Annotated in this window: 23 protein-coding genes and 1 tRNA gene; 15 read left to right on the top strand and 9 right to left on the bottom strand. The window is 48.5% G+C overall.

Going from position 1 to position 26,501, the window contains the following annotated elements:
- Positions 1–123 precede the first annotated feature (123 nt).
- From E1919_RS13840 to E1919_RS13830, 3 genes are all read left to right on the top strand, one after another.
- Positions 124–1,893, top strand: coding sequence for an ABC transporter ATP-binding protein (locus tag E1919_RS13840; protein WP_162053997.1), 1,770 nt, complete (start codon positions 124–126; stop codon positions 1,891–1,893).
- Positions 1,890–2,411 carry a GyrI-like domain-containing protein gene (locus tag E1919_RS13835; protein WP_162053996.1) on the top strand — a complete coding sequence of 174 codons (522 nt, stop codon included), beginning with the start codon at positions 1,890–1,892 and terminating at the stop codon, positions 2,409–2,411. Before E1919_RS13840 ends, E1919_RS13835 begins: the two co-directional genes overlap by 4 nt.
- Positions 2,412–2,504: 93 nt before the next feature.
- On the top strand, positions 2,505–3,122 hold the full coding sequence (locus E1919_RS13830; RefSeq protein WP_162053995.1) for a TetR/AcrR family transcriptional regulator: 618 nt from the start codon (positions 2,505–2,507) through the stop codon (positions 3,120–3,122).
- Positions 3,123–3,174: 52 nt separating this feature from the next.
- Here E1919_RS13830 and E1919_RS13825 read toward each other — a convergent pair whose 3' ends face one another.
- Both E1919_RS13825 and E1919_RS13820 read right to left on the bottom strand, forming a co-directional pair.
- Positions 3,175–3,585: a hypothetical protein gene (locus E1919_RS13825; protein WP_162053994.1), complete on the bottom strand. Its 411-nt coding sequence runs from the start codon at positions 3,583–3,585 to the stop codon at positions 3,175–3,177.
- Between the two features lie 137 nt (positions 3,586–3,722).
- Positions 3,723–5,507 (bottom strand): ABC transporter ATP-binding protein, encoded by a 1,785-nt coding sequence (locus E1919_RS13820; protein WP_162053993.1) that lies wholly within the window; start codon positions 5,505–5,507, stop codon positions 3,723–3,725.
- A gap of 153 nt (positions 5,508–5,660) precedes the next feature.
- Between E1919_RS13820 and E1919_RS13815 the strand changes: the two genes are divergently transcribed.
- The 8 genes from E1919_RS13815 (at position 5,661) to coaE (ending at position 12,026) form a co-directional block, all read left to right on the top strand.
- Positions 5,661–6,761, top strand: coding sequence for a Glu/Leu/Phe/Val family dehydrogenase (locus tag E1919_RS13815; RefSeq protein WP_162053992.1), 1,101 nt, complete (start codon positions 5,661–5,663; stop codon positions 6,759–6,761).
- 178 nt (positions 6,762–6,939) lie between these two features.
- Positions 6,940–8,112 carry a transcription antitermination factor NusB gene (gene nusB / locus E1919_RS13810; protein WP_162053991.1) on the top strand — a complete coding sequence of 391 codons (1,173 nt, stop codon included), beginning with the start codon at positions 6,940–6,942 and terminating at the stop codon, positions 8,110–8,112.
- A gap of 87 nt (positions 8,113–8,199) precedes the next feature.
- Positions 8,200–8,505 (top strand): YtxH domain-containing protein, encoded by a 306-nt coding sequence (locus tag E1919_RS13805; protein WP_162053990.1) that lies wholly within the window; start codon positions 8,200–8,202, stop codon positions 8,503–8,505.
- Between the two features lie 3 nt (positions 8,506–8,508).
- On the top strand, positions 8,509–9,507 hold the full coding sequence (locus E1919_RS13800) for an isocitrate/isopropylmalate dehydrogenase family protein (protein WP_162053989.1): 999 nt from the start codon (positions 8,509–8,511) through the stop codon (positions 9,505–9,507).
- 27 nt (positions 9,508–9,534) lie between these two features.
- The gene (locus E1919_RS13795; protein WP_162053988.1) at positions 9,535–10,089 is read left to right on the top strand and encodes a DUF1573 domain-containing protein; all 555 of its coding nucleotides are present in this window, start codon (positions 9,535–9,537) and stop codon (positions 10,087–10,089) included.
- Between the two features lie 37 nt (positions 10,090–10,126).
- Entirely contained in the window at positions 10,127–10,447 is a 321-nt protein-coding gene (gene yajC, locus E1919_RS13790; RefSeq protein ID WP_162053987.1) for a preprotein translocase subunit YajC, read from the top strand.
- Positions 10,448–10,475: 28 nt separating this feature from the next.
- The gene (locus tag E1919_RS13785; protein ID WP_237144370.1) at positions 10,476–11,420 is read left to right on the top strand and encodes a YbbR-like domain-containing protein; all 945 of its coding nucleotides are present in this window, start codon (positions 10,476–10,478) and stop codon (positions 11,418–11,420) included.
- A gap of 3 nt (positions 11,421–11,423) precedes the next feature.
- Positions 11,424–12,026: a dephospho-CoA kinase gene (gene coaE / locus E1919_RS13780; protein ID WP_162053985.1), complete on the top strand. Its 603-nt coding sequence runs from the start codon at positions 11,424–11,426 to the stop codon at positions 12,024–12,026.
- Between the two features lie 180 nt (positions 12,027–12,206).
- Here coaE and E1919_RS13775 read toward each other — a convergent pair.
- Positions 12,207–12,281 (bottom strand) — tRNA-Val (locus E1919_RS13775).
- A 212-nt stretch (positions 12,282–12,493) separates the two neighbouring features.
- Here E1919_RS13775 and E1919_RS13770 point away from each other — a divergent pair.
- Positions 12,494–14,989, top strand: coding sequence for an AsmA-like C-terminal region-containing protein (locus tag E1919_RS13770; protein WP_237144369.1), 2,496 nt, complete (start codon positions 12,494–12,496; stop codon positions 14,987–14,989).
- A gap of 377 nt (positions 14,990–15,366) precedes the next feature.
- On the opposite strand, the gene E1919_RS13765 is transcribed toward E1919_RS13770, so the two are convergent.
- From E1919_RS13765 to E1919_RS13755, 3 genes are all read right to left on the bottom strand, one after another.
- On the bottom strand, positions 15,367–16,551 hold the full coding sequence (locus tag E1919_RS13765) for a mechanosensitive ion channel family protein (RefSeq protein WP_162053983.1): 1,185 nt from the start codon (positions 16,549–16,551) through the stop codon (positions 15,367–15,369).
- Between the two features lie 9 nt (positions 16,552–16,560).
- The gene (locus E1919_RS13760; RefSeq protein ID WP_162053982.1) at positions 16,561–17,787 is read right to left on the bottom strand and encodes a Glu/Leu/Phe/Val dehydrogenase dimerization domain-containing protein; all 1,227 of its coding nucleotides are present in this window, start codon (positions 17,785–17,787) and stop codon (positions 16,561–16,563) included.
- A 70-nt stretch (positions 17,788–17,857) separates the two neighbouring features.
- Positions 17,858–18,931, bottom strand: coding sequence for an anhydro-N-acetylmuramic acid kinase (locus E1919_RS13755; RefSeq protein WP_162053981.1), 1,074 nt, complete (start codon positions 18,929–18,931; stop codon positions 17,858–17,860).
- 137 nt (positions 18,932–19,068) lie between these two features.
- Here E1919_RS13755 and E1919_RS13750 point away from each other — a divergent pair, with 137 nt between their 5' ends.
- Positions 19,069–19,377 (top strand): ArsR/SmtB family transcription factor, encoded by a 309-nt coding sequence (locus E1919_RS13750; protein ID WP_115566850.1) that lies wholly within the window; start codon positions 19,069–19,071, stop codon positions 19,375–19,377.
- A 136-nt stretch (positions 19,378–19,513) separates the two neighbouring features.
- Here the strand turns inward: E1919_RS13750 and hemA are convergent, their stop codons facing one another.
- Entirely contained in the window at positions 19,514–20,788 is a 1,275-nt protein-coding gene (hemA, locus tag E1919_RS13745) for a glutamyl-tRNA reductase (RefSeq protein ID WP_162053980.1), read from the bottom strand.
- A 112-nt stretch (positions 20,789–20,900) separates the two neighbouring features.
- On the opposite strand from hemA, the gene E1919_RS13740 reads away from it, so the two are divergent.
- Both E1919_RS13740 and E1919_RS13735 read left to right on the top strand, forming a co-directional pair.
- A complete protein-coding gene (locus E1919_RS13740) occupies positions 20,901–22,082 on the top strand; it encodes an ATP-binding protein (RefSeq protein ID WP_162053979.1) in 1,182 nt (393 codons plus the stop codon).
- Positions 22,083–22,224: 142 nt separating this feature from the next.
- A complete protein-coding gene (locus E1919_RS13735; protein WP_162053978.1) occupies positions 22,225–23,160 on the top strand; it encodes a GNAT family N-acetyltransferase in 936 nt (311 codons plus the stop codon).
- A gap of 64 nt (positions 23,161–23,224) precedes the next feature.
- Here the strand turns inward: E1919_RS13735 and E1919_RS13730 are convergent, their stop codons facing one another.
- Together E1919_RS13730 and E1919_RS13725 are read right to left on the bottom strand one after the other, a co-directional pair.
- On the bottom strand, positions 23,225–25,219 hold the full coding sequence (locus E1919_RS13730) for a Na+/H+ antiporter NhaC family protein (protein WP_237144361.1): 1,995 nt from the start codon (positions 25,217–25,219) through the stop codon (positions 23,225–23,227).
- A gap of 177 nt (positions 25,220–25,396) precedes the next feature.
- Complete coding sequence (locus E1919_RS13725; protein ID WP_237144386.1) at positions 25,397–26,236, bottom strand: DMT family transporter; 840 nt, start codon at positions 26,234–26,236, stop codon at positions 25,397–25,399.
- Between the last annotated feature and the right edge of the window lie 265 nt (positions 26,237–26,501).

The raw sequence follows: 26,501 nt of genomic DNA, 5'->3' as shown, positions 1-26,501 counted from the left end.
TCCTGTACATCATACAAATCCTGAGAATCCTGATCCAAAACTATTAACTTTACAAACGGTTAGAAGAAGGCATGGCTTCGGCTGCGCCATCTCATCCACAACCTGTAGCGACTTTTAATTACTTTGGAAGATAAATCTAAAAACAGTGGTATAGTATTAGACTCTGACGTGCTGAAGCGGCTGTTCACTTTTGTGACACCGTATATGAAAACCTTTTACTTTATCGTTGTCTTAACCTTTGCCTCAGCTATCCTAGCTGCGCTACGTCCTTTCCTGATTCAGTATACCGTGGATAACGAGATTCTGAACAACGACTGGGAAGGCCTGAACCGCATGTTCGTGATACTGGGGGTGCTGTTGGTGGTGCATGCTATTGTGCAGTACCTGCATACCTATTTTGCCGGCTGGTTAGGGCAGAATGTGGTGCGCGACATACGCATCAAACTCTACCGCCATATCCTGGACCTGCGCCTGAAGTTTTTCGACAGAACCCCGATTGGTACCCTTGTGACACGCAACGTATCGGACGTGGAGACGCTTTCGGACGTGTTTAGTGAGGGGCTGGCGGCTATGATTGGCGATATTCTGCAGCTTGTGTTCATCGTGGGCTTTATGTTTTACATTGACTGGGAACTGACGCTGGTCAGCCTTTCCACGTTTCCGATCATGATCATCAGTACCTACATCTTTAAGGAAAAGATAAAAGGCACCTTTCAGGAGGTGCGCACGGCAGTGGCGAAGCTGAACTCTTTTGTGCAGGAGCATATCACCGGCATGAGTATCGTGCAGATCTTCAACAATGAGCACCGCGAGATGGACAAATTCAAAGCCATCAACAAAGAGCACACCCGCGCCAACATCCGCTCCGTAATGTATTATTCCATCTACTTTCCGGTAGCGGAAATTATCGGGGCGGCCGGTCTGGGGCTACTGGTGTGGTATGGCGCCCACGGTGTGATTGAAGATGAAACTTCGCTCGGTACGCTGATGGCCTTTATCTTATACATCCAGATGTTCTTCCGCCCGATCCGGATGATTGCCGACCGCTTTAACACCTTGCAGTTAGGTGTGGTGAGTACAGAGCGCCTCATGCGCCTGCTCGATAGCAAAGAACTGATTCCTGACAACGGGAGCTATGCACCAGAGAAGATACGCGGCAATGTGAGCTTTCAGAACGTGTGGTTTGCCTATAAGGAGGAAGACTGGGTGCTGCGAGACTTGTCTTTTGAAGTGAAGGCCGGGCAGTCGGTAGCCTTTGTTGGCGCCACTGGTGCAGGTAAAACATCTGTCATCAACCTGCTGAACCGCTTCTACGAAATCAATAAAGGGAACATTATTATAGATGGCCACGACCTGCAGGAGTATGACCTGAGTGTGTTGCGCCACCATATTGGTGTGGTGATGCAGGATGTGTTCCTGTTCTCCGGCACAATCGCCGATAATATTACCTTAGGCAACAAGGCCATCACCAAAGAGCAGATATGGGAAGCCGCTGATTTGGTGGGGGCGCGTAAATTCATAGAGCGCCTACCCGGTGGGCTGGACTACCAGGTAATGGAGCGCGGGGCCACGCTATCTGTAGGGCAGCGTCAGCTAATCTCTTTTGTGCGGGCCATGGTGTATAGCCCGGAGGTTATCATCCTGGACGAAGCCACCTCCAGTGTAGACTCTGAAACAGAGGAGCTCATACAGTACGCTATTGACCAGCTGATGCACGGACGTACCTCTATTGTTATCGCGCACCGTTTGTCTACCATTCAGAAAGCAGATAAAATTATTGTGCTGGATAGGGGCGAACTGAAAGAGATGGGCACGCACGAAGAGCTGTTGGAGCTGAACGGCTACTACGCCCAGCTACATAAGATGCAGTACAAGAACATGATTGACTTATGAAAGTATTCTTCTATGTAATGGCCGGTGTCGCCATTATTTTGTTGGTGTTCTACACATATATTGGTGGTTTTACGGCTCCGGAGGTTTCTGTTATTACCTCTGAAACAAAGTATGTAGCAGGCCAACCCTATGTAGGTTCTATAAAGGACGAAGCTTTGAGCAAAACTTTTCAACGGGCAGCCGAGGTGCTGGACAACAACGAACTGGAGGGCATGCTGGGAAATATCTACTACAACGACCCGGATAAAAGCGGGGACAGCTTAAGAGCCTTTGTTGGCGTGATTGTACCAGACACAAATAACATTACTTTGCCTGCAGGGTATGAACTGCGTGCTGTGCCAGGCGGCAGGCAGGTAGTCCGTGCCGAAGTAAATGCTACGATAGCGGTGGCACCTGATAAACTTTATGCGGCTGTTTTTGACTATGCACGGGAAGAGAACCTGCAGCTGGAGGATTTCTTTGTGGAATGGTTTCCGGAAGATGACAGGGGAGTGGTAGAGGTGCCGGTGAGGCAGTAATATTTGAGCTTGCCAATAAAGGAAAAAGTATATCTTTGAGGGAAGGAGTAGCCATGCGGCTATTGCGTCCGGCCACAACAGGAACAATATACTTTGAGCAAAAAAGCAGAGGCTAAAAAAGAACAGATACTGCAGTCAGCGAAAGCAGTATTTGGCAAGCTAGGCTACAGCAAAGCCACACTCGACGATATTGCCGAGTCCATTGGCATGAAGAAGCCTTCGCTGTACTATTACTACAAAAGTAAGGAGCTGCTGTTTATAGAAGCTTTCTCGCAGGAATGGCGGGATAGCCTGTCGCGCATCAAGCGTATTGCCGACCAGGAGCCAAACCCGCACGAGCGCCTGCTGCTGTACATCCGATCTTCGTTGCGCTACTACCAGGAAATTGTGACGCAGCACACTATTTCTATCCGGGTGCTGATCGAGACGCGTGTTACTTTCCAGGAGCTGTTCCGGGAGTCGAGAGGCAAAGAGTCAAACTACTATGCCTCCGTGATAAAGGAAGGCATCAGCAACGGAATGTTTCTGCCATGCGAGGCAGATCGCGTGGGCTATTCCATTATGGTCGTGAAAGACCTTATCCAGTTCGAGGAGTTCCAGCGGGCTGATTTTCATAAACTGCCTTCCATCGACTTTCGAAAAATAGAGCGGGATGTCCTGTTTACGATAGGACTTGTCCTCAACGGTATCAGCAGCAGAGTTGATTGTTGAATTGTTTAATTGTTGAGAGATTAAACCCACAACAATTAAACCATTCAACCATTTAGTGTGTCGCCTTATACGCGTCTAGTTTTGCTTTAAGCGCCTCTACATCGGCATGATGCCCTTTGGCTACTTCGGCGGCATCGAGCTCCTGCAGCATGTTCTTCATCTGGCCCAGGTAAGCAGCTTTGTCTTTCTTCAAGCAGCCTTTCTGGCCATCCTGGCAGGTGCCGTCTTCGCTCATCGGCTTAAACATGCTGCCTTCGCCGTAAATGAGCCACTGCGGGTTCAGGTCTTCGAAATGCTTCACAATGGCCACCAACTCATCTAAAGCGTAATTTTTACCGCAAATTATGTTCGAAAGAGTTTCCTCGTCGCTGCCGGTCATAGATTTTAATTGCTCCATTTCCAGCTCTTTCAGGTTGGTGTAAAATCGGAATCTTTTACCGATTTGTTGTAGGTCAACAGCCATATGTAAAGGGGTTATTTTAGTTTTTAAACTTGCTATACGAGGATATAACAGAATTTGTCCCAAAAAAATCCCTCGAACCGATTTCCGTAGCCTATGATGCTCCTGCTAGGGTAAACGGCAGGAAAAAAATGGCAAAACTATGCTGTATCCTCTGATTGCAGTTGGCGCTCGTACAGTACCTTGTACAGGCCTTCTTGGTTTATCAGCTCCTCATGCGAACCATGCTGCACTATCTCCCCGTCTTCCATCACCAGGATACTATCCGCCAGTTTCACCGACGACACCCTGTGCGAGATAATAATGCTCGTGCGGTTGTGCATAATGCGGCGCAGGCTGTTGAGGATAGCATTCTCCGTTTTTGTGTCTACTGCTGAGAGGGAGTCGTCGAGGATGAGGATGCTTGGCTCGCGCACCAGTGCCCGCGCAATAGACACCCGCTGCTTCTGTCCGCCAGACAAGGTAATGCCCCGCTCCCCCAGCTTTGTCTCGAACTGTTCCGGAAAGCGTTTGATGTTCTCATACACGTCAGCGTCTTTGGTAGACTGCAGCATCTGCTCTTCCGTAATTTCCGGCAAGCCGAAGCCGATGTTGTTGCTGATGGTGTCGGAGAACAGGAAAACGTCCTGCGGCACATAGCCAAACTGGCTGCGGAGGTTTTTGATATTATAGTCCCGCACATCCACTCCGTCAATCAGTATGCGGCCACTGGTGGTGTCATACATGCGCGGCAGCAGGTTGGCAATAGTGCTCTTCCCGGAGCCGGTGTTGCCGATAATGGCCAGTGTCTCGCCATGGCTAATGCTAAACGACACGCCCTTTAGCGCATGAATGTTTGTGTCAGGGTAAATGAAATCTACGTTCTCGAACACGATATCCCCTTCAATAGGCTTGCTGATGTTCTTACGGGAAACGATATCGTTTTTGGTGTTGAGGAACTCGTTGATACGCTGCTGCGATGCTGCCGCCCGCTGCACCAGGCTGGCTGTCCAGCCTAGGGAGGTAACCGGCCAGGTGAGGATGTTCACGTAAATGATGAACTCCGCGATGTTACCAGTCGTGATGCTGCCGTTGATGACCTCCTGCCCCCCGATGTAGACTGTGATAATGGTGCTGAGGCCCACCAGGAACAGTACGAGCGGGAAAAAAAGCGAGTTCACGAAGTTTAGCTCCAATGATTTGTCCCGGTACTTGTTGCTGGCCGTAGTGAAATTATTGTGGGAGTCCTCCTCGCGCACAAAGGATTTCAGCACCCGGATACCGGAGAAGGCCTCCTGCACAAACGTGGTAATGCCGGATAGGCTTCTTTGTATTTCGTCTGACTTACGCTGGATAATGTTGTTGACGTAGTAAATGCTGATAGCCAGCACAGGCAGCGGAATCAGGGTATATAGCGTCAGCTTCACGTTCACAGAAAGCATGTATGGAATCACCATCAGGAACAGCACAATCAGGTTGATGCCGTACATAATGGCCGGGCCAACATACATCCGCACGCGGCTCACATCCTCCGAGATGCGCGACATGAGGTCTCCTGTGTTGTTTTTGCGGTAAAAGCTGAGTGGCAGGCTCTGGTAGTGCGCGTAAATGTCGTTCTTCAGGTCGTTCTCAATCAGGCGGCTCATCACAATAATAGTTTGGCGCACAAAAAACAGGAAGATGCCGCGCAGCAAAGCCATGGCTAAAATAATAAGGCCGTATACCAGAATGCTGTTAGCAAAAATATCATATACCAGTTCCTGCTGGCTCAGCCCCTCATACAGGCCGTACAGGTTAATACCCTCCTTGATCAGGTTAAAGGCGTGGCGCACCACCTGGGCAGGTAAAATCTGGAAAAAGTTAGAAATAATAGTAAATACAATACCCAGGAGAAGCCTGTATTTATATCGGAGTAAGTATTTATTTATGTAACGTAATGATTTCACAGTATAGATTTAAAGCCTTAGGGCTTTTACGTAGTCTGACAAAGTACAAATTGAATTACAAAAAAAAAGAATTAATTTCGCAGCGCGAAAAGGGGAGGGGGTACTAGGTGCCTCATTCGCAAAGATAAAACAACCCATAATCAAACTCTATAAATGGTCGCATTAAAAGAAGTTGAGCGGAAGAAAGACAAGTCAGTCTTTGATCTGGTTTCAGAACACAACCACGAGAAAGTTGTTTTCTGCCACGACAAAGATACTGGTTTGAAGGCCATTATCGGAATCCATAATACAGTGCTGGGGCCGGCCTTAGGCGGCACGCGGATGTGGTCCTACGCTTCGGAGGCAGAAGCCCTGGATGATGTACTGCGCCTTTCGAGGGGAATGACCTATAAAGCGGCTATTTCCGGCCTTAACCTGGGCGGAGGGAAAGCTGTGATTATCGGGGACGCCAAAAAAGACAAAAATGAGGCCCTGCTTCGCAGGTTTGGTCGTTTCGTTAAAAACCTGAATGGCTGTTTTATCACAGCCGAGGACGTGGGCATGACCACTAAGGACATGGAATTTATCCGTATGGAAACGGAGCATGTATGCGGTTTGCCTGAGTCTAGGGGGGGTAGTGGCGACCCATCTCCGGTATCGGCCTATGGCACCTATATGGGGATGAAAGCGGCTGCAAAGAAGGCTTTCGGCTCAGATTCCCTCGAAGGCAAGAGAATCGCGGTGCAGGGCGTGGGCCATGTGGGCGCCTACCTGGTAGAACTGTTGACGAAAGAGAACGTCGAACTATTTGTTACTGATATATACGAAGACCGCCTGCGGGAAGTGGCAAAGAAGTTTAGCGCCAAGGTGGTCAGCATGGAGGACATATATGAACTTGATGTAGATATCTTGTCGCCATGCGGGCTTGGGGGCACCATCAACAACAACACCATCAACCGCCTGAAGTGTAAGGTAATTGCCGGCTGCGCTAATAACCAGCTGCGTGATGAACAGGTGCACGGGCCGGCTTTGGCGGATAAAGGTATTGTATATGCGCCTGACTTTTTGATTAATGCCGGTGGTCTGATCAATGTTTACGCTGAGTTGGTAGGTTATAACCGCGACAGCGCCTATGCCCAGACAGAGCGTATCTACGGGTACACATTAGATGTCTTCGCCCTTGCCGAGAAAGAAGGCATCCACAACCAGCAGGCAGCTATGAGGCTGGCAGAAAAACGCATTGAGAGCATCGGCAGAGTGCGTTCTACTTTCTAAGTGCAAGACGTAATTTGCAGCTCAAGGCTTCGTTTAAAAATGCATTTACATTGGTTCCGGCATTTGCGGAACTATAGCGGGCTTTCTTTTCTTTAAAGGAGAGCTGTCAAAATAAAATTGCCAGGCTTGATGCGCCTGATTTAAAAGAGATTTTTACCCAACATACGTTCTTTCAAATATGCTTAACCGCAGAACACTACGAATTAAGGCGATGCAGGCAATTTATGCCTATAAACAAGCCGTAGGTTCCGATTATTTACTGGCCTTAGACCAGATAGGCGAGGACTTTGCTCCGGACCTGAATTCCATGGAGGTGCAGGACAGGAAGCTGTTGGAAGGCAGAAGGCAGATTGCCACGCTGCTCTTTAAGGAGTGGTACGAGACTCAGCAGTTCGAAACAGAAGAGTCAGACAAGGAGACGATTGATGCGGTTAACAGAGCCATCGTATATTATAAGAACCTCATTAAAAAGGATTACACGTATTACGGCAACCAGATGCTGAGTGCTGTGGAGCGTATTTACGACCACTATCTGGGCACACTGCAGATACTGGAGGTGCTGGTAAGCCTGATAAAGGAGGAGGAAGAAAAAAAAGAGAAGCGCTTTACGGCTGCAAGTGGCCCTGATGTGAAGCAATTTCTGCAGAACCGTGTGGTGCAGCGCCTGCTCCAGAACAAATCATACCAGCAGCACATTATTCGACGCAACATCAGTTGGGGCTCCGACATCAGCGAGATCAGGGCCGTTTACAAGAATATTCTGAAGCAGGATGAGGCCTTTCTGAACTACCTGGCGCTGCCGAATTCAACCCTCGAGGACGACCTGGAGGTAGTGAAACATATTTTCAAAAACATTATCTTTAAAGAAAAAAACTTACAATCTTTGTTTGAAGAGCAGGATCTGAACTGGGTTGAAAACAAAACAATCGTAAAAAGCCTTGTAAACAAAACCATCAAGATTTTAGGGGAAGAGGCAGAAGAAGAGGTGCAGTTGCTGGACCTGTCAGCTAACTGGGAAGACGACAAAGCCTTTTTTGAAGATTTGTATTTTCAGACAGTGCAGGAGGAAGCGAAGTATGAAGCCATGATCTCCGAAAGCGTGAAGAACTGGGATGTGGAGCGTGTGGCGATGCTGGACAAGATCATTCTGAAGATGGCGCTTTGCGAAATGCACATTTTCCGCAGCATACCGGTAAAGGTAACCATCAACGAATACATTGAGATTTCGAAGCTGTACAGTACCCCGAAGAGCAAACAGTTTATTAATGGCGTGCTGGATAAAATGGCACAGGAATTGACCACTAAAGGTGAAATTCGTAAATCAGGCCGTGGCCTGATCGATAATAAATAACGCAGATTGGGCTAGAGTGACCTCTATGCCGGAATTGCCGTAAGTAAAGGAGAATTCGTCCCTGAAGTTAACAAGCATATACAAACTATGAGTAAAAAGACAACCGTACTAATGGCTTTTACATCGGGTGCGGCCGTAGGGGCCGTAGCTGGTATCCTTTTTGCCCCCGAAAAAGGAAGAGAAACCCGTTACTGGCTAAGCTACCGCTTAGAGAAATACCGTGATACCCTGGCTGATCTAACGCAGCAGTTAATGGCTAAAAGTGATAACCTGCCAACCAATGCTAAATCAGAAGGCCAGCGGGTAATACAAGACGCGAAAGACAAAGCAGAAAAGTTACTTGGAGATGTAGATTCACTTATCAACGAGATTAACAGCCGGAAAGAACTATAAAGCATGAAACAAGTTACCCTTATACCCGGAGACGGGATTGGCCCTGAAATTACAGAAGCTGTAAAAACTATCTTTAATGCAGCCAACGTGCCCATAACTTGGGAAGAAGAAAATGCTGGGCAAACTACTTTTGATGCTATCGGTGAATTGATTCCATCAACGCTGATCGCCTCTCTTAATAAGAACAAAGTCGCTTTAAAAGGACCGATCACCACACCAGTTGGGAAAGGCTTTAAAAGCGTAAATGTGCAGCTGCGCCAGATGTTCGACCTGTACTCAAACGTAAGGCCAGCCAAAACCACACCAGGCGTGAACACGCGCTTCGAGAACGTGAACTCCGTATTATTCCGCGAGAACACCGAAGGACTGTATTCCGGCCTGGAGATATTTGATGAGCGCCTGCAGATAGCGGATTCTATTTCCCGCGTTACCCGCGAAGGCTGCGAGAAAATTGTGCGTGCCGCATTTGAGTATGCCACCAGGCACGGATGCAAAAGAGTAACTGCTGTGCACAAGGCAAACATCCTGAAGCACGCAGGTGCTCTGTTCCTGAGCGTGTTCAGAGAAATTGCCAAAGACTATCCAAATCTGCAAGCCGACGACATCATCATCGACAATATGTGCATGCAACTGGTAGTGAAGCCAGAGCAGTTCGATGTGATTGTCACCACGAACCTTTTCGGTGATATCCTGTCAGACCTTTGCGCTGGTCTGGTAGGTGGTCTTGGTGTAGTGGCCGGAGCCAACATTGGGGATGAGATGGCAATCTTTGAGGCCGTACACGGATCCGCTCCGGACATTGCTGGCAAGGGAATTGCTAATCCTACAGCGTTACTGCGCTCTGCCATTATGATGCTGCACCACCTGGGCCTGAAAGACGAGGCAAACCGCATTGAAGCGGCCCTGGAGGCAACTTTGGCGAACAAAGAAGAATGCACTGGCGATTTGGGTGGTAAAGCGAATACCATGCAGTTTGCGCAGAACATCATTGCGAAATTATAATTGCTGAATACTTTACATTTAATTTATATGAAAAAGAGCCTGATTTTAGCAGCAAGTTTTGCTGTAGCTGTTTTCACAACAAGCTGCGATAACACTGCAGGAAACGATGCAGTAGTAACCAACAATGAAACTGCAGCTACGCAGCAGCAACCAGCGGCGGCACAGCCGGTTTTAAACCCTAATGTTGCCACAGAGGGTGAGGGAGCAGCAGCGCCATCAGCAAATGCGCCGGTTATGAGCTTTGAGCAGACGGAGTATGATTTTGGTACTGTAAAGCAGGGCGAAGTGGTAAACCATACGTTTGAATTTACGAATACCGGCAGTACACCGCTTATTATTGAGAACGCTTCTGCAACATGCGGTTGCACTGTGCCTGACTGGACACGTACGCCAGTGGCGCCAGGCGAAATAGGGCAGATTGCTGTTCAGTTTAACACCACAGGCAAAATGGGACAGCAAAACCCTACTGTTACGGTGCGTGCCAATACACAGCCGGATATTGTTAAAGTATCCATGAAAGGTAACGTTGAGTCCAGCAGTATACCAACTGCCGGTGCCAACGGACCTGTACGCCGCAACTAAACTTTGCACCGCTGATTTCAGCGACACACGCTATTATATGAAAAATATTTTATTGCAGACACCCGATGGGGGTATGCTGCCACAATTGCTCATGTTCGGAGCAATTATTCTCGTGTTCTATTTCTTCATGATCAGGCCACAGCAAAAGAAAGCAAGTGACCAGAAAAAATTTCGAGAAGAGCTCACTAAAGGCATGTATGTTGTCACGATTGGCGGCATGCACGGTAAACTGGTAGCAATAGAGGGCGAGACCGTAACGTTAGAGGTAGACAGAGGTGTACGTTTAATGTTTGACAAAGCTTCTATCTCTATGGAAGCCACCATGAAGATGCAAAAACCTAAAGACATTGCCGGTTGAGAAAGCAAAAAATATAGTTGGATGGTTTATGAGGCCATTTCAGCCACGGACAAAGCAATACTGGAGAATAGTATTGCTTTGTTTTGTGGCGGCTTCTACCTTTTGGCTGCTCAACGCGCTAAATAAAAGCTACTCCACACAAACCTCTTACCCTATCCGGTTTGTGTATGATCAAAGGAGGCTCATTCCTGTAACGCCACTGCCACAGGAGGTAAACATCAATGTTACCGGCACAGGCTGGAAGCTGCTGCGCAAGACGCTGCGGCTGGAACTGCAGCCGGCTGAGATCTATATTCGCAGTGTGCCTCGGAACAATTTCCTGCTAGGCTCTGCACTGCGCCCTGCTTTAGTAAACGCGCTTGATGGGTTACAGCTGAACTTTGTGGTTACGGATACAGTCTACTTTAACTTTGATGCTAAGGTGAGTGAGCGTATTCCGTTGCGCCTGGAACCTAACCAGACCCTGACAGATGAAAATCATGTTGTTGTCGGGCCGGTGCGCATCACCCCGGATTCCGTCACTTTCACAGGGCCCTCCTCCCTTGTAGATAGTCTGCCAAACCCTTTCACACTGCGCCTGCCAGAGGGTGAAGAACTTACGGAGACTTCCAGCATCTCTGTGCCGATTGACTATAACTATGAGTCGCTGATAAACTCAAGTGTAGAGGAAGCGGAAGTAGCCGTAACGGTGAAAACCCTTGTACAACAGGAGCGGCAGCTGACACCGGAGTTGATAAATGTGCCGGAGGGTGTACGGGTCTCAATAAGGCCACCGCTCGCCATGGTGCGTTATCAGGTGCTGCAGGACTCTGTGCCGCTGCTAAACCGGAACCTTTTCAGAGTAATTTTAAACTATAGCAAACTTAACCCGCAGGATTCTACCATTGTACCAGAACTGGTGCAAAAGCCAATAGGCACCCGCCGCCTGTTGGTGTGGCCAGATCGTTTTAAGGTGGTAGAGGTAGAAAGATAAAACATGCTGAAGATAGGTATAACCGGTGGAATAGGTACAGGCAAGACAGTGGTTAGCCGTGTATTTGCGCTTCTGGGTGTGCCTGTCTATGATTCTGATGCTCGTGCCAAATGGGTCATGCGGCATGATGAGGTGCTTCGGCAGGAGCTTATAACGGCCTATGGAGCGGAAGCCTTCATAGCAGAAGGAGAGCTGAACCGTTCGTACCTGGCCTCTGTCGTTTTCAACAACCCGGAGCGCCTGGAGCAGTTGAACGCACTAGTGCATCCGCACGTGCATAACGACTTTAAAAAGTGGGCCACCTTGCATGCTGACAAGCCCTATGTACTAAAAGAAGCAGCCCTGATGTATGAGTCTGAGGCCTGGAAGCAGATGGACCAAATCATTACCGTGTTTGCACCCATGGAGATACGCATCAAGCGGCTACTGCACCGCGATACCCACCGAACAGAGGAAGACATCCGCAATATTATAAGTAAACAGCTGAGCGAGGAGGAACGCATGTCCCGCGCGGAACACATCATCTTTAACAACGATCAGCAGCTTGTCATCCCGCAGGTGCTGAAGTTGCATGAGCAGCTAACCGCAACACAAAATACCAGGTAAGATTTTCGGATTCATGACTTCTGTACCCGCTAAGGTATTAGCGGAGTAGAATACTAATGCTCTCGTCCCGGCGTTGCCTAAGTAGGGCTGCGGTAAAAGAATGGGGAAAGAGGGAGTGTGCAGGAGTTCGCACAAAAAGTATAGACATAAAAAAAGGACAACTTTGCAGTTGTCCTTTTGTGGGGCGTACTGGATTCGAACCAGTGACCCCCTGCTTGTAAGGCAGGTGCTCTGAACCAGCTGAGCTAACACCCCTTTTTTTCTTTCTGAAGACCTTTTGTCCCCGTTTGATGATGCAAATATGGGGCATATTTTTTTAACTGCAAAACATTCGCAAAAAAAATCTTAAAAAATTTTTCTGCGTGTAGCGCCTATTGTTCGTCTATTATAACTGCAGTACCTTTAGCTTTTTATAAGGTGCTATAAATCTGAACTTTCGCTTGGTGAGAAAAGGAGTTGTTAAAAAAGTGCTATTTTATTCGCTTATCGGAGTGGTGGCCGTTATGAGCATGGCGTTGGCGTTGGTGTACACTTATCAAGATAAAATAATCGCACTTTTTGTAACGGAGGCCAATAAGCATATCAAAACAAAAGTAGAGGTAGAGCAGATTTCACTCTCCCTGTTCGATAAGTTTCCGCATGTGGCCGTCAGCCTCGATCAGGTAAACGTGCACGAGGGCTTGCCGGAGAGCGAGGAGTCGCTGGCGCGGGCCGACAAACTCTACTTTACCTTTAGCCTGCTGGATGTGCTCCGGGGCAAGTACAGTGTAAAGCAGTTCTATATGGAGAAGGGCGAGGTATACGTGAAAGTGCTGCCAGACGGAAGTGTGAATTACCAGGTTATCAATTCAGATACCACCTCCTCAGAAGAAGAGGATTTCTCCTTCGACCTTGAGAAGATCAGCCTCAGCGAAGTAGCCGTGCATTACATCGATCAGCAACTGCAGCAAACATATGAAGTAGATGCCCACGAGATGGAGGCAGCTCTGGCCATCTCTTCTGAGACGATAGACATTGAAGCGAGTGGCAATACCACCATCCACACAATTAAAGTAGGCACAGGGGAGTACTTCAAAGGCAAGAAGGTAGATATAGCCACAGCGCTACAAATAAACCGTGCGGAAGAGACCGTTTTGCTACAGCCGTCTATGGTGCTCATAGAAGGCGCGGCATACGAAGTGGGCGGCACCGTTGGCTACGCCGGCACCACAACCTTAGACCTGAACTTAGAGGGGAAAAACACCAACATTCAATCGTTGCTGTCTTTGTTGCCGCACGACATCACGCAGGAGTTCCGGCAGTACCGCAGCGAAGGCGACATTTATTTTAACGGAACGGTTAAAGGAAGTATGTCAGCAGAGGAAACACCACTGATAAGCTTCAGCTTTGGTGCCCGCGACGCCTCTTTCTATCACCCCGATGTAAAGCAGCGGGTAGAGAAGATAAACCTGACAGGCAGCTTTACAAACGGCGAAAAACAGAATGCCAGCACGTCGGCACTGGAGTTGAAAAGCCTGAGCGGTGTGCTTAACGGCAGGCCTTTTAAAGGAAACCTGACCTACCGTAACTTCGACAACCCCAACATAGCGCTTGACGTGCAGGGGATGCTGGATGTGGGGTATGTGCTGGGTCTGGCGAAAATAGAACAGTTGCGCAGCGGTAGCGGGCTGGCAGATGTACGCATTGCCTTTGCTGGTAACCTGAACGAGTTTAAAGCCCGCCCGGGCAACAGCACCCTCAACACGACCGGAGACATTACCCTGCACAACGTGTCGCTTAATATGCAGGACCTGCCGATGCCAGTCACGAACCTGAGTGGTAACCTGATGTTCAAGCGCAACGATGTGGCCGTATCTGATTTCAAGGGCAAGCTGGGCGAGTCTGACTTCGTGGTGAACGGGATGTTTAAGAACATGATGGCCTGGCTGCTTTTGGAGCGGCAGCGCCTGTTGGTGGAGGCCGATTTTAAAAGCAATTACCTTAACTTTAATCAACTGCTGAGCGAGGAACTTAACACAGCCGAGGCTGACCGGACAGGCAGTAGCGACAGCTATAAATTTGCCATCTCCCCGAACATCGCCTTTGACCTGAGCGCAACTATCGACCGGCTCCGGTTCAGACGCTTCAGGGGCAAGAACGTGCAAGGAGAGGTAAAGCTGCGCAACCAGGTGCTGTCTACTCCCAACATCTCTTTCAGGGCCATCGGCGGTGATTTTGCCGTGCGCGGCACTCTCGATGCCCGGGCCCGAGACCATATAAAGGTTAGCACGGCCACAAAGCTCAACAATATGAGCGTGGACAGCCTCTTTTATGTCTTTGAGAACTTCCATCAGGACTTTATAGAAGAACGCCACCTGCGGGGCCAGCTAACTGCCAGTATTGTGTCTGATGTGTTCTTCGACAGCCAGCTCAACCCGAAGACGAACCTGCTGCAGGCAGAAATAGACGCTACAGTGCGCAACGGGCAGCTTGTGAACTTTGCCCCTATGCAGAAGATGTCAGCGTTCGTAAAGCGCTCTGAGCTGGCTAATATGCGTTTTGCAGAGCTGCACAATAGTTTCTGGATACAGCAGCGCACCATTTACATTCCTGAAATGGACATCCGCTCCAACGTATCGGCTGCCCCTGTGGTATCCATTTCCGGTACCCACACTTTTGATCAGCTGATGGATTACAAGATAAAGCTGCCGCTCTTCGGTAGCCGCCGACCGGACAAAGACGCTGTATTCGGAGTGGTGGCGGATGATCCGGATGCTGGCAACAGCAGCCTGTTTCTGACGCTGAAAGGCAACGAAGACGACTTCAAAATTGCATATGACAATGCGCGGGTGCGGCAGAAAGTGAAAGCAGACCTGAAGGACGAGGGGCAGGAATTAAAAGACCTGTTGCGGGGCAAAAAGCCTGAATCAAAAGAAGAGAAAAAAGTGGAGCTGCAGGAGGGGGAGTACTTCGATTTTAACTAGGCTGTCCTAGGCCTGCTAAATTAAAAGAAGCTTACTTTCTGAAACAGCTTCTCCTTTTTTATATCCTATCCGGCAGAGATGTTATTATATCTTGAATTTTGCATTTAACCTACACTTGCTGTTATAGGTCGTTCACGTTAAAATTGATGCCTTGTCAATGGAAATCAGTGTTTACTTGTAACTGTGACACTGTTAGGTCGTTAAAGAAATCAAAACTGCAAGAAACAGGATGTGCAGCTAAAAATAATTAAGGCTTGAAGAACTAAACGTTGTTTAAGAATTATACTAAAGTGTTTTGAGAAATTGGATTAATTGAAAGAACTTAATGATATAAGGGTGAAAAAAAGCCGGGGCTTCCCCGGCTTTTTTATTTCCCTTTATTTCAGGTCTGATTCACTGAAGTAGGTATCGTTATCAGTGGTTTGTAGTCTTTTTGGATCTGCACGTTGCAGGTGTAGCGTCTGAGTAGGGAAGGCGAATTCTGCCCCATGCCTTTCCACGATATCCACAATCTTATAGTTAATTTCCTCTTTGATGTCGATATACTCGTTCCAGTCCATAGTGTCTACAAAGTACAGCACCATCACATCTTTGGAGTGTGCGCCAAGACTCAGGAAACGAATGCGCCCGTCTTGGTTCGTGCGGGGGTGCTGGTCAATGAAATCCTGAATATCACGGGTGATGGCACGTATCTGCTCAGAGGTAGTGTCATACGTTAGGTTGATGTCGAACTTTGCCCGCCGGAAAGTGCGGAGTGTCAGGTTGTCCAGCGGCTTATCAATCATGTGCTTGTTGGGCAGCGTCACGAAGCTTTTCTCCAGTGTCCGGATGCGGGTGCTCCGGAACCCTATTTTTTCTACCACGCCTATCAGTTCGCCTACCTGCACGAGGTCGCCTACCACAAAGGGCTGATCCAGGAATATGGTAAACGATGCCAGCAGGTTCTCCAGGCTTTCTTTGGCGGCAAAGGCAATGGCTAAGCCGCCCACTCCCAAACCTGCCACCAGGCCAGCAACATTCACGCCAAACACAGCCCCCAGCATCGTCAGGAAGGCAAATATGACGATGAGCACTTTTGCGAAATCCTTAAAGAAAGGCACCAACTGGTCATCCAGCTTGGAGGTGGTTTTCTCAGTGCGGATTTTGAATACCATTCCGACAAAATCAGCGAAGCGCAGGATAACCCACGTCAGGGCCACAATTACGAATACCTGGTAGGTTCGGAAGGCAAAAGTTTTCAGGAAGTGGTCGCCTTCACGTATCTCGGTGGGGTCTAAAGGGTAGTTCAGCACCAGGAAGGCGAAGTACAGAAACACTAGCAGGAGCAACACCTCCAGTGGCTGTAGCAGCAGGCGTTTAAAAGCTGCCTGGTCGTCTCCCTCTGTAAAGCGGTCTATAAGCTTGTACAGGAGCCGGGACAGCAGCCTGGATAATATAGTTTTAAAGAGGAGACCGATCAGCAGAATGCCTACAAATATCAGGAACTCTGCTACTGTGTTTCCTAAAAACTCATAGGCGAGGACTTCTCTCCAGTTCATATAGAAGATATCTCTCCAGTTCATATGCTCTATTTATAGCAGCTGGCTAAGCGCTATCTCGAAACTCGTTTTGGCGATAGCTGTTTTCTGTGCATTCTTTTCGTGTGCCTTTTCCAACGCTGCGCGGATAGTGGCAGAGATATCGGTGAAGATAGCCTCATCCGTTATTTCCACTTCGCTCTCCATCAGGTACGCAAACACCCGGGCCATGCCGCAGTTGGCGATGAAGTCCGGGATTACGGCTAGTCTACTGTCAGCGAATTCACCGGTAGGGCCGAAGAAAATCTCGGGGTCCTGGAACGGTACGTTGGCACCGGAGGAAATCACTTCCATGCCGCTATTGATCATCTGCTCTACCTGTGCCCGGGATATGAGGCGGGAAGCAGCGGCAGGTACAAATATCTCGGCTGGGAGCGACCATATGCGCTCGTTTACCTCCTCAAAGGGCAGCAGCCCATTTGGGTTAAGAGTATTGCCCTGGCGGTTCATGAATAGCTCCGTTACCTCTTCAAGCGAGAAGCCTTCTTCTTTTATCAGTCCACCGGGCCTGTCGATGATGCCGACGATTTTAACGCCTTTGGAGGCAAGGTAGTATGCTGCCGAGGCGCCTACGTTGCCCCAGCCCTGTATGATGGCTCTTTTACCTTTATACTGCCCTCCCCAGATAGCATAGAAATGGCACACAGACTCCGCTACACCGTAGCCCGTAATCATATCGGCAATGGTATACTTGCGTGCGGTGGAGGGGGAGTAATGCGGGTCCTCGATTACCTTCACTACCCCTTGGCGCAGCTGCCCTATCTTGTTTATTTTTTGTGGTTCGGTGGCGTGGAAATGCCCGTTCACAATGCCTTCCTGCGGATGCCAGAGGCCGTAATCTTCAGTAATAGGAATCACTTCGTGTATCTCGTCCACGTTCATGTCGCCGCCGGTGCCGTAATAGTTCTTCAGCAAGGGAATAACAACTTTGTACCAGCGCTCCAGCACACCGCGTTTGCGCGGGTCGGCAGGGTCGAAGTTAATACCTGATTTGGCACCACCGATAGCAGGCCCGGACACAGTGAACTTTACCTCCATTGTTTTAGCCAGCGATTCTACTTCGCGCTTGTCCAGGCCTTTGCGCATGCGGGTGCCTCCACCTGCGGCGCCTCCCCGCAACGAGTTGATGACTACCCAGCCTTCTGCTTCTGTTTCAGAGTCTTTCCACTCGAAAACAATCTCAGGTCGTTTATTTTCAAACTTTTCAAGTAACTCTTTCATCTGTTCTGCTCGTCTTTGCTAACGTTTCGCAAAGGTACAAAAAAGATGAGAGCGTGCAGGCAAAGGAAACTTAACAAAGGTAGATGGATCCACCGATGTTATCCTGCGCAGCACCCGTTACACTGCGGAGGCAGTTGTGCTCTCCGCGCCAGCGCAGTACTCCTAAAAAGGCAAAAATAAGCGCTTCTTTAAATGATACGAGCTCCGGCTCCGGAACATCTACGCTATACTGCTCCCCAAGATACTCCTGTAGCAGCTGGACAAGGTATAGGTTAAAGGCGCCGCCGCCTGTTAGCAGTACCCGGTGCTGCCCATCATGCAGCTTGGGCAACGCCTGCCTTATCTGAAAGGCAATATGATGGCAGGTAGTATGGAGTTTATCAGGCACACTGGATTGATGTGCGGCGATAGCTTTCAGGCTGTGTTCCAGTACCCACTCTTTGCCCAAGGACTTGGGCGCTGGTGCAGCGAAATAGGCCGGTGCATTCAGTTGCTGTAGCAGGTCCGGCTGCAGGGAACCAGACTTTGCCATTTCTCCGTTGTTATCATAGGCGCTTCCCACGCTGTTGGCCAATGTGTTTAAGAGCATATTGCAGGCGCATATATCAAACGCCAGCCGCTTGTCGTTTTGCGAGAAGGAAACATTGGCAATACCTCCAAGGTTAATACAGTAGTCGTACTCCGGGAAGAGCAGTTTATCTCCAATAGGCACGAGTGGAGCGCCCTGCCCTCCTAAGGCAATGTCTAGTGTCCGGAAGTCACAGACTACGGGAAATTTAGCGCTGGCCGCAATGTAGGCCCCGTCTCCCAGTTGAAAGGAAACGTGCTTTTCCGGTTGATGGAAAATAGTATGTCCGTGGGAGGCAACAAAATCAGGTCGGATATCGTGTTGTTGTACGAAAGTATGAACTTGTTGTCCTATATACTTGCCGTAAGCATGGTGTAGCCGGATGAGTTCCATACCGTTAGAAGTTTCGGCATCACGGAGGGATTCAATTAAAATATCTGAATATGTTAATGTATTAGTATGTAGTATTTTATATATCCAATTTTCGTTTGTATACGTAAGTCTAAAATACGCTATATCGAGGCCGTCTAAAGAGGTGCCCGACATGAGGCCGATTACATGATATGAAGTGTCCATTACCAAAAATAGTAAATACTACTAAATACTAGACACTGTATGTCAGCCAAATAGTGTAGGCTTCGTATATATCTGAATATGAATAAGATTAGGAATGTAAATTGATTTGTAGAAACTGTAAGGTATAATTATTAATTATGAAAAGTTTGTTGTCAAGAGTAGAATCTAAGAAGATAGATAAGGCAGCGGCCATGCTGAAGGTATTGGCCCACCCGAAGAGATTGGCGATAGTGGATTTGCTTGGGAAAGAGGATAAAATGACTGTTACTGAGATATATAAACAGTTAGATCTCCCTCAGGCCATCGCATCGCAACACCTCATTACACTGAAAGACAAGGGCGTTTTGTCCTCGTTTAAAGTGGGAACAAAGATTTATTATTCCCTGGCTATCCCAAAGTTAATCGATGTGATTGACTGCTTGGAAGAGTGCTGCGTTGATATTTAAGTAGCTTTTGCTCTGCCTGGTTGCAGCCATGGTATGTATAATAAAAGCCTAAGGCCCCCGCATTTTGTTTCTAAATGAATTCCGCGGAGGCCTTAGGCTTTTATTTTAACTAAGAAAAAAGGGTCGTTCACCCAATTTAATGATTTGTGTCTATATGCTGGTTTTCCAGGTTGAACAGGTCATTCAACAGGTCGATCAGAGTATCAGCCTCACCGCGTTTGCAGGCGGCTTTCAGTTGCAGCACCGGGAGTTTGATTATTTTCTGCATCATAGACTTCGTAATGTTGTCTACAAGCTTAGTTTCTTTCGGGCCGAGCTTTTTCATGTAGCGCGCCATTTCTTCCTGACGGATTGTTTCTAGCGCGCTCTTCAGGCGGTTAATAGTCGGCGACACCATCATTTCCTTAGACCAGTCGTTAAACTGGTCAATAGACTCGGTGATAATCTCCTTTACCTTCGGGATAGCGCTAATGCGAAGTTGCAGCGCCTCAGAAGCTTTGTTTTGGATTGTATCGATGTTGTAAACCAGTACGCCAGGTACTGTTTCTACCTCTGCCTCTACACTGCGCGGCACTGACAAGTCAATAAAGAACTTGAACGACAGCACATTCAGGCGCTTCACCATCTCTTTTGTGAAGAAAGGTGTTTCGTGGGCGATAGATGATATAATAACATCTGCCTCCTTCATGCCCTGCACAATATTCTCAAACGGAATTACTTCCATGCCGCACTCTTCTGCCAGCACTTTTGCCTTGGCTTGTGTGCGGTTGGTGATTTTTACGTTCTTAAAGCCGCTGTCTTTTAGATTACGGCACACATCGGCACCAATCTCACCCAAACCCACCACCAGTATACTAGGCTCCATTACCTCCGCTGTCAGCTCCTCAATCAGTTCAATAGCAGCATAAGAGGTAGAGGCAGCACCGTCGCGGAAGGCAGTTTCCTGCACTACGCGCTTGTTCGTGAAGAAGATGGTGTGCATCAGGCGGTGCAGGAACGGACCAGCAGTCTCGTTGTCGGCTGCCCACTGATAAGCCTGCTTCACCTGGTTAGAAATCTGCATATCGCCCACCACCTGCGACTCCAGCCCCATCGATACATCAAACAGATGCTGTACGGCATCGTCGTGCTCCGTCAGGATGGTAAAATAGTCTAAGTACTGGGAGATATTTTCCATGCCTTTGGTAATGCCCAGCAGCTTTACAATCTCTGTGCTGTGGTCATCGTCGGCATTATAATAAACTTCGGTGCGGTTGCAGGTAGAAAGCACCAGTATGTCAGAAGCCTGAATAAAGCTCTTGAGCGTCTGTAGGAATAGCCTGCAGGAAGTTTCATCTAAGGCAATCAGTTCCCTGATATCCAGCGGTGCTTTCTTATAAGACAAGCTGATTGCTTTGAAATTCTGAAGCATAGTAACGTGTGTCTACTGGAGTGCAAAGGTAAGCTTCAATTTACTAAAATAAAACTTACTTGCGCTCATTGTTTAATTTATACTAATTTCAAATAAAATTCGTGTAAACTGCATGATTCCCATTTACTCTCAAAAGAACAGGATAAAACTCGTTTTTGTTATTGTTGCCCTGATTATTGGGGCTGCCACCATCACCTACACTAATATATTAGTCAGCAGGCTGTCTGAGCGGGAGCAGGAACTTGTCCAACTCTATGCCAAAGGCCTTCGCTATATGATTAATGCGCCCAGCGACGACAATATTGTGTTTATTGAAGAAGAAATACTTTCTTCCAATCATACGGTTCCTGTTATACTTACTGATGAGAATGAGAACATCCTTGATTCTAAGAACATAAATATTCCAGAAAACATTTCGGGAGACACAGATAAAATCAATCAATTGCTGCAGCGCGAGATAGAAAAGATGAAAACGCAGCACGCGCCTATTGTGGTGCCCTGGGCCGAAGGATCTGTTAATTATGTATTTTACAAAGATTCTGCTCTGCTCTCCCAGTTGCGGTTTTACCCTTACGTGCAGCTCATCGTTATCGCGTGCTTTGTGTCTATGGCCTATTTTGCCTTCAGCTACTCCCGCCGTGCCGAGCAGAACAGGGTGTGGGTGGGCCTGGCCAAAGAGACGGCGCACCAGTTAGGCACGCCGCTTTCCTCTTTAATGGCGTGGTACGAGTACATCAAAGCGAGCCCGAAGTTTGAGAATGAGCCCATCATAGATGAACTAGGCAAGGATGTGCGGCGGCTGGAGATAATTACGGAACGTTTCTCCAACATCGGGTCTGTGCCGCTGCTCCGCGACGAGAACCTTCTGCAGGTAACGGAAAACGCCATCAACTACCTTCAGAACCGTATCTCGCGCAAGGTCATTTTTTCTGTCACCTCTAATTTCTCTCCGGATATTACAGCGAAGGTGAACGTGTCACTTTACGATTGGGTGATTGAGAACATTTGCAAGAACGCTGTGGATGCTATGGAGGGAAAGGGAAATATAGACATTCAGTTGTCGTTGCTCGGTAAAAGCAGTATAGCCGTGGATATTACCGATACAGGCAAAGGTATTCCTAAAAGTAAAATGGCCGCTGTGTTTCTGCCAGGCTTTACCACTAAAAAGCGTGGCTGGGGCCTTGGCCTGGCGCTGGCCAAGCGTATTATCGATAACTACCACGAAGGTAGGCTTTACGTGAAATGGTCGGAGGTAGGAAAGGGCACGACTTTCAGGATTGTGCTAAATAGATGAAAGTTAGAAAGTTGAAAAGTTAGGGAATTAGAAAGTGATGTTTTAGTGACAGGTTTCCTCCTTTGTTCTTTTTGTCTTTCGTCCTTCATCTAAAAGTCTTTCGTCTAGTAGTCCTTCATCAAAAAAATCCTTTGTCTGAAAAATGGTAGAAGTGGTAAAGTATAGCTTAGCGCAGAAAGCTGTTTGGGATGCCTTTGTGGCAGGCTCCAGGAACGGCACCTTTCTGCTGCACCGCGACTATATGGAATATCACGCCGACAGGTTCACGGATCATTCGCTGCTTTTTTACCGCAAGAACAAGCTGCTTGCTTTGCTGCCAGCCAACGAGGTGGGGCAGGAGGTGCATTCGCACGGCGGCCTGACGTATGGAGGCATCATCAGCGACAGCCGCATAAAGGCTTCGGTGATGCTGGAGGTGTTCGAGACGATGAAGGGTTACTTTAAAGATCAAGGTTTCCGGCGCATGTTGTATAAAACCATACCGCACATATACCACCAGGTGCCGGCAGAGGAGGACCTGTATGCTTTGTTCCGCTGCGGTGCCAAGATGTATAGGCGTGATGTGAGCTCGGTGGTGGAGTTGCAGCAGGCTGTAAACTATGACCGCGATAGAAGGTGGCGCCTGGCAAAAGTATTAAACGCAGATCTTGAGCTTAGGCAGTCTGATGACTTTGTTCTCTTTATGGAGATGGAGCGTGCGCTGTTGATGGAGAAGTACTACAAACTACCGGTGCATACCGCAGCAGAAATGATGCATTTGGCGGCTGCTTTTCCAAAGCAAATCAAGCTCTATGGTGCGTATGAGGCTGGCGAAATGCATGCGGGCATTATCGTTTATGAGACTAAAACAGTGGCGCATTGCCAGTATACGGCATCAACAGCTCATGGCAGAAGTATCTCTGCACTGGATGCTTTAACAAACTTCCTGATCACCAAGGTATACCCTCACAAAAAATACTTCGACTTTGGCATTTCTACGGAGCAGCAGGGGCAGTACCTGAATGAGGGGCTGGTCCGGAACAAGGAAAGCTATGGTGCCCGCACGGTGGTGCATGACTTTTATGAGCTGTTGTTCTAGCTTTATGTAGTCCAAAAGAAAGGCTGCTCTTATCCGGAGCAGCCTTTCTTTGTGTTCTGTCTGATCAAGCTACTTCTGCTTCTGCGGCAGGTACCGTTTCCACTTCGTTTTTCTTGCCGAACAACCTTATAAAACCCCACAGTATGCCCGCCCCTATGAGGTAAACCAACAGCCAGTGTACACCCAGTGTCGATAAATTCGTGCAGACTACATTGGCAACCAGAGCTACTGTAACAGCATAGGGCAACTGCGTTTTCACGTGGTCGATGTGGTTACAGCCGGATGCCAGCGAACTTAGGATAGTGGTATCGGAAATAGGTGAGCAGTGGTCGCCGAACACAGAACCTGCCAGCACCACGGAGATGACATTGTAGATAATCGGCATTGTTTCTTCCAGCGTGAAGCCCTGCATCTGGCATACATACCAGGCAGCAGGCAGCATCAGCGGGTATAGAATCGCCATGGTGCCCCAACTGGAGCCTGTAGAGAATGCAATGATTGCGGCCAGGAAAAACGTAATCTCCGGCAGGAAGTGCGGGGAGATATTACCTGAAAAAAGCGATGTTAGGTACTCGGCGGTATAAAGCTGCTGCGTTACCGTTGCCAGCGACCAGGCCAGCACCAGGATAAGGATAGCCGGCAGCATGGTTTTAAAGCCGGTCACCAGCGACTCCATCGTCTCCGTCAGGCTCATAATGCGCTGGCTCACCGTAAGTATAACTGCCACAATTACCCCGGAAAGCGAAGCCCAGATAAGGGCAGTATAAGAGTTAGAATCCCCAATGGTAATAGAGAGTTTGCGAACGAAGCTGAGGTTGGTATCTGCCCATGTGTCGGGGTTGTAACCGGTATAAAGCAGCCCCACCAGCGTGCCGAAAATAACCACCAGTACCGGCAGCAGCGCATTTACAGCACGCGTGCGGGTGATGTCAACAGGCTCAAACTCGGCCATCTCCTGCTGTTGCCTCGCTTCCCCTTTCGGGTCCATACTGGCAGAAGTGACGGCGCCGGTGCTGCGGGCGCGTACTTCTGCGCGGTGCATGCTTCCATAATCGCGGTTCATGAGGATGAGCATCAGCATAAACACCAGCGTTAGCACCGGGTAATACGCGTACTCCAGCGAGTGAAAGAACAGCGAATAAGCGCCTTCTTCTATACCCAATGAGGCGGCTGCATCTTTTATATAGCCTAATTCGGCACCCACCCAGGTTGTCACAAAAGCGATGGACGCTACCGGGGCAGCAGTACTGTCTACAAGGTAAGCCAGTTTTTCGCGGGATATCCTGTGCCCGTCTGTAACAGGGCGCATGGTATTTCCTACAATTAGGGTGTTGGCGTAGTCGTCGAAGAAGATGGCTATACCCAACGCCCATGTTACAACCTGCGAGCTTTTAGCCGATCTTGCATAACGGGAGAGCAGGTTCACGATGCCGGCCATACCCCCGTTTTTAGAGATAATAGCCACCATACCGCCAATCAGCATCGAAAAAAGTATAACAGAAACATGGTCTGCGTCTGTGAGCGCCGACACGAGGTAGGTGTCGCCAACAGCCAGCAGGCCCGTGAAAAGGGATTTAAAAGACAAGCCATAGATAACGAAGCCGCCAACCCAGATGCCAGCAAAAAGTGCCAGTAACACTTCTTTGAAAATGAGTGCCAGCACAATAGCGATGAGCGGCGGGAGAATAGAGAGCCACATCGGAAATTCACGCAAACCGCCTTCCGCTTCATTATCAAGCCGGTAAAGGCGCGCCAGCGTGTGTGTCCCTAAATTAGCACTTACCTGTACCAATGCAGCCGCTTCAGGTAATGCAAGCAAAGTTTCACCATCAACAAGTGTAGTTTCCTGCAGCTCTCCGTTGACCCGGAGCGGCAGTGTACCAGTGTACTTAACTAAGTTTCCGGCCTCATTCGTCGTGCGGAGGGTGAAGGCAGTATCGTTAATGGCCTGCAGGGTAAGCTCTTCAATAGCGGCCTTATCTATCGCTTCCTGAGCCTGAGTCTGAAAACTTAGCAGCAGGAGCAGCATCAGGCTCAGCAGGGACTTATATAGCTTCATTTATTGGGCGTAGCGTATTTTAAAAACTCTCAAGTAAGCAAAAAAAGGGGACAAACGGAAATTTGCCATGGTGCCAGCGAGCTGGAAGCTTTGGGAAGTATCCAGAGTTGTGATTGGTTTTTGGGAGTTGCTTCTCCTGGCAAAGAGGCTCTTTTACAACCAAAGTTCAGGCAAGGGTTATTTGGCCCTATTCACGATAAACACACCTGCCAATATCACCACCATACCCACATAGTGCCACAGATGTATGGTTTCACCGTCCAGTACGCCCCACATCAGGGCCACAATCGGGATGAGGTAATTGATAGTGCTGGCAAAAAGGGGGGTGGAAATATGGATGAGCTTGTTGAGCAGAATCAGGCCAACGGCTGTGCTGAAAACAGCCAGCAGCGCAATATATAGCAGCGCCTCCCACGCGCCAGGTGCATACTGCAGCTTCTGGATGGCATCAGTAGTAGCTAGGTATACTGCGGCCATAGGCCCCACTGTGAGCAGCGCCAGGCTCGACATCACAATCGGCTTGATGCCTCGCAGGCGATACTTGATGATGTTGGCGCTGCCGCCATAGCAAATAGTAGCCAGCACGATGAACAAGCCATAAAAGGCATTGCTGAAATCAGCACTGCCATTACCCGTAAAAATCAGCATGGCAGTACCTGCTATGCCTACCAGTATGCCTGCCATGCGCATCCAGGTGATCGACTGCTGAAAGAAAATAGCGCCAATCAAAAGTGTAAACAGGGCTGTGAGCGAGTTAAGGACACCTGCCAGTCCGCTTGCCAGCTGAGTTTCGGCGTAGGCAAACAGAAAAGCCGGGAACAGGTTGCCGAGCAGGCCGCTGGCCACTAAAAACTTCCAGCGGTGCGGCTCCACTTTCCGGAGGTTGGCAATAGCAAAAGGCAGGAGTGAGAGGCAGGCAATTACAATGCGCAGTGCCCCCAGCTCATCAGAACGAAAGACAACTAGCCCTTTCTTGATAAGAATAAAAGAAGTACCCCAGATAAACGTGAGTACCACAATCAACAGCCAGGTCAGCGCCGGGGTAGCGGTTTTTTCCTGCGCGGGAGCAGCTTCGGTCTTGATAAGTTAGAAAGTTAAAGAGTTAGAAGGTTAGAAAGTCTCTTCAGTTAGAGAGTTTGGGAGTTTAGGAGTTAGAGGGTTAAAATTGATTGGCACCAAAGCAAATCAGATTGCTGAGAAATTAAAAGAATGGGAGCTTTGAAATCGAACATCAGTAACTCCGACTTCAGAATTTTAAAACTCTTTAACTTTTTAACTTTCT

It is taken from the genome of Pontibacter pamirensis (genome assembly GCF_010015475.1).
Taxonomy (GTDB): Bacteria; Bacteroidota; Bacteroidia; order Cytophagales; family Hymenobacteraceae; genus Pontibacter; species Pontibacter pamirensis.
This window is presented reverse-complemented; position numbering and strand designations above follow the sequence as displayed.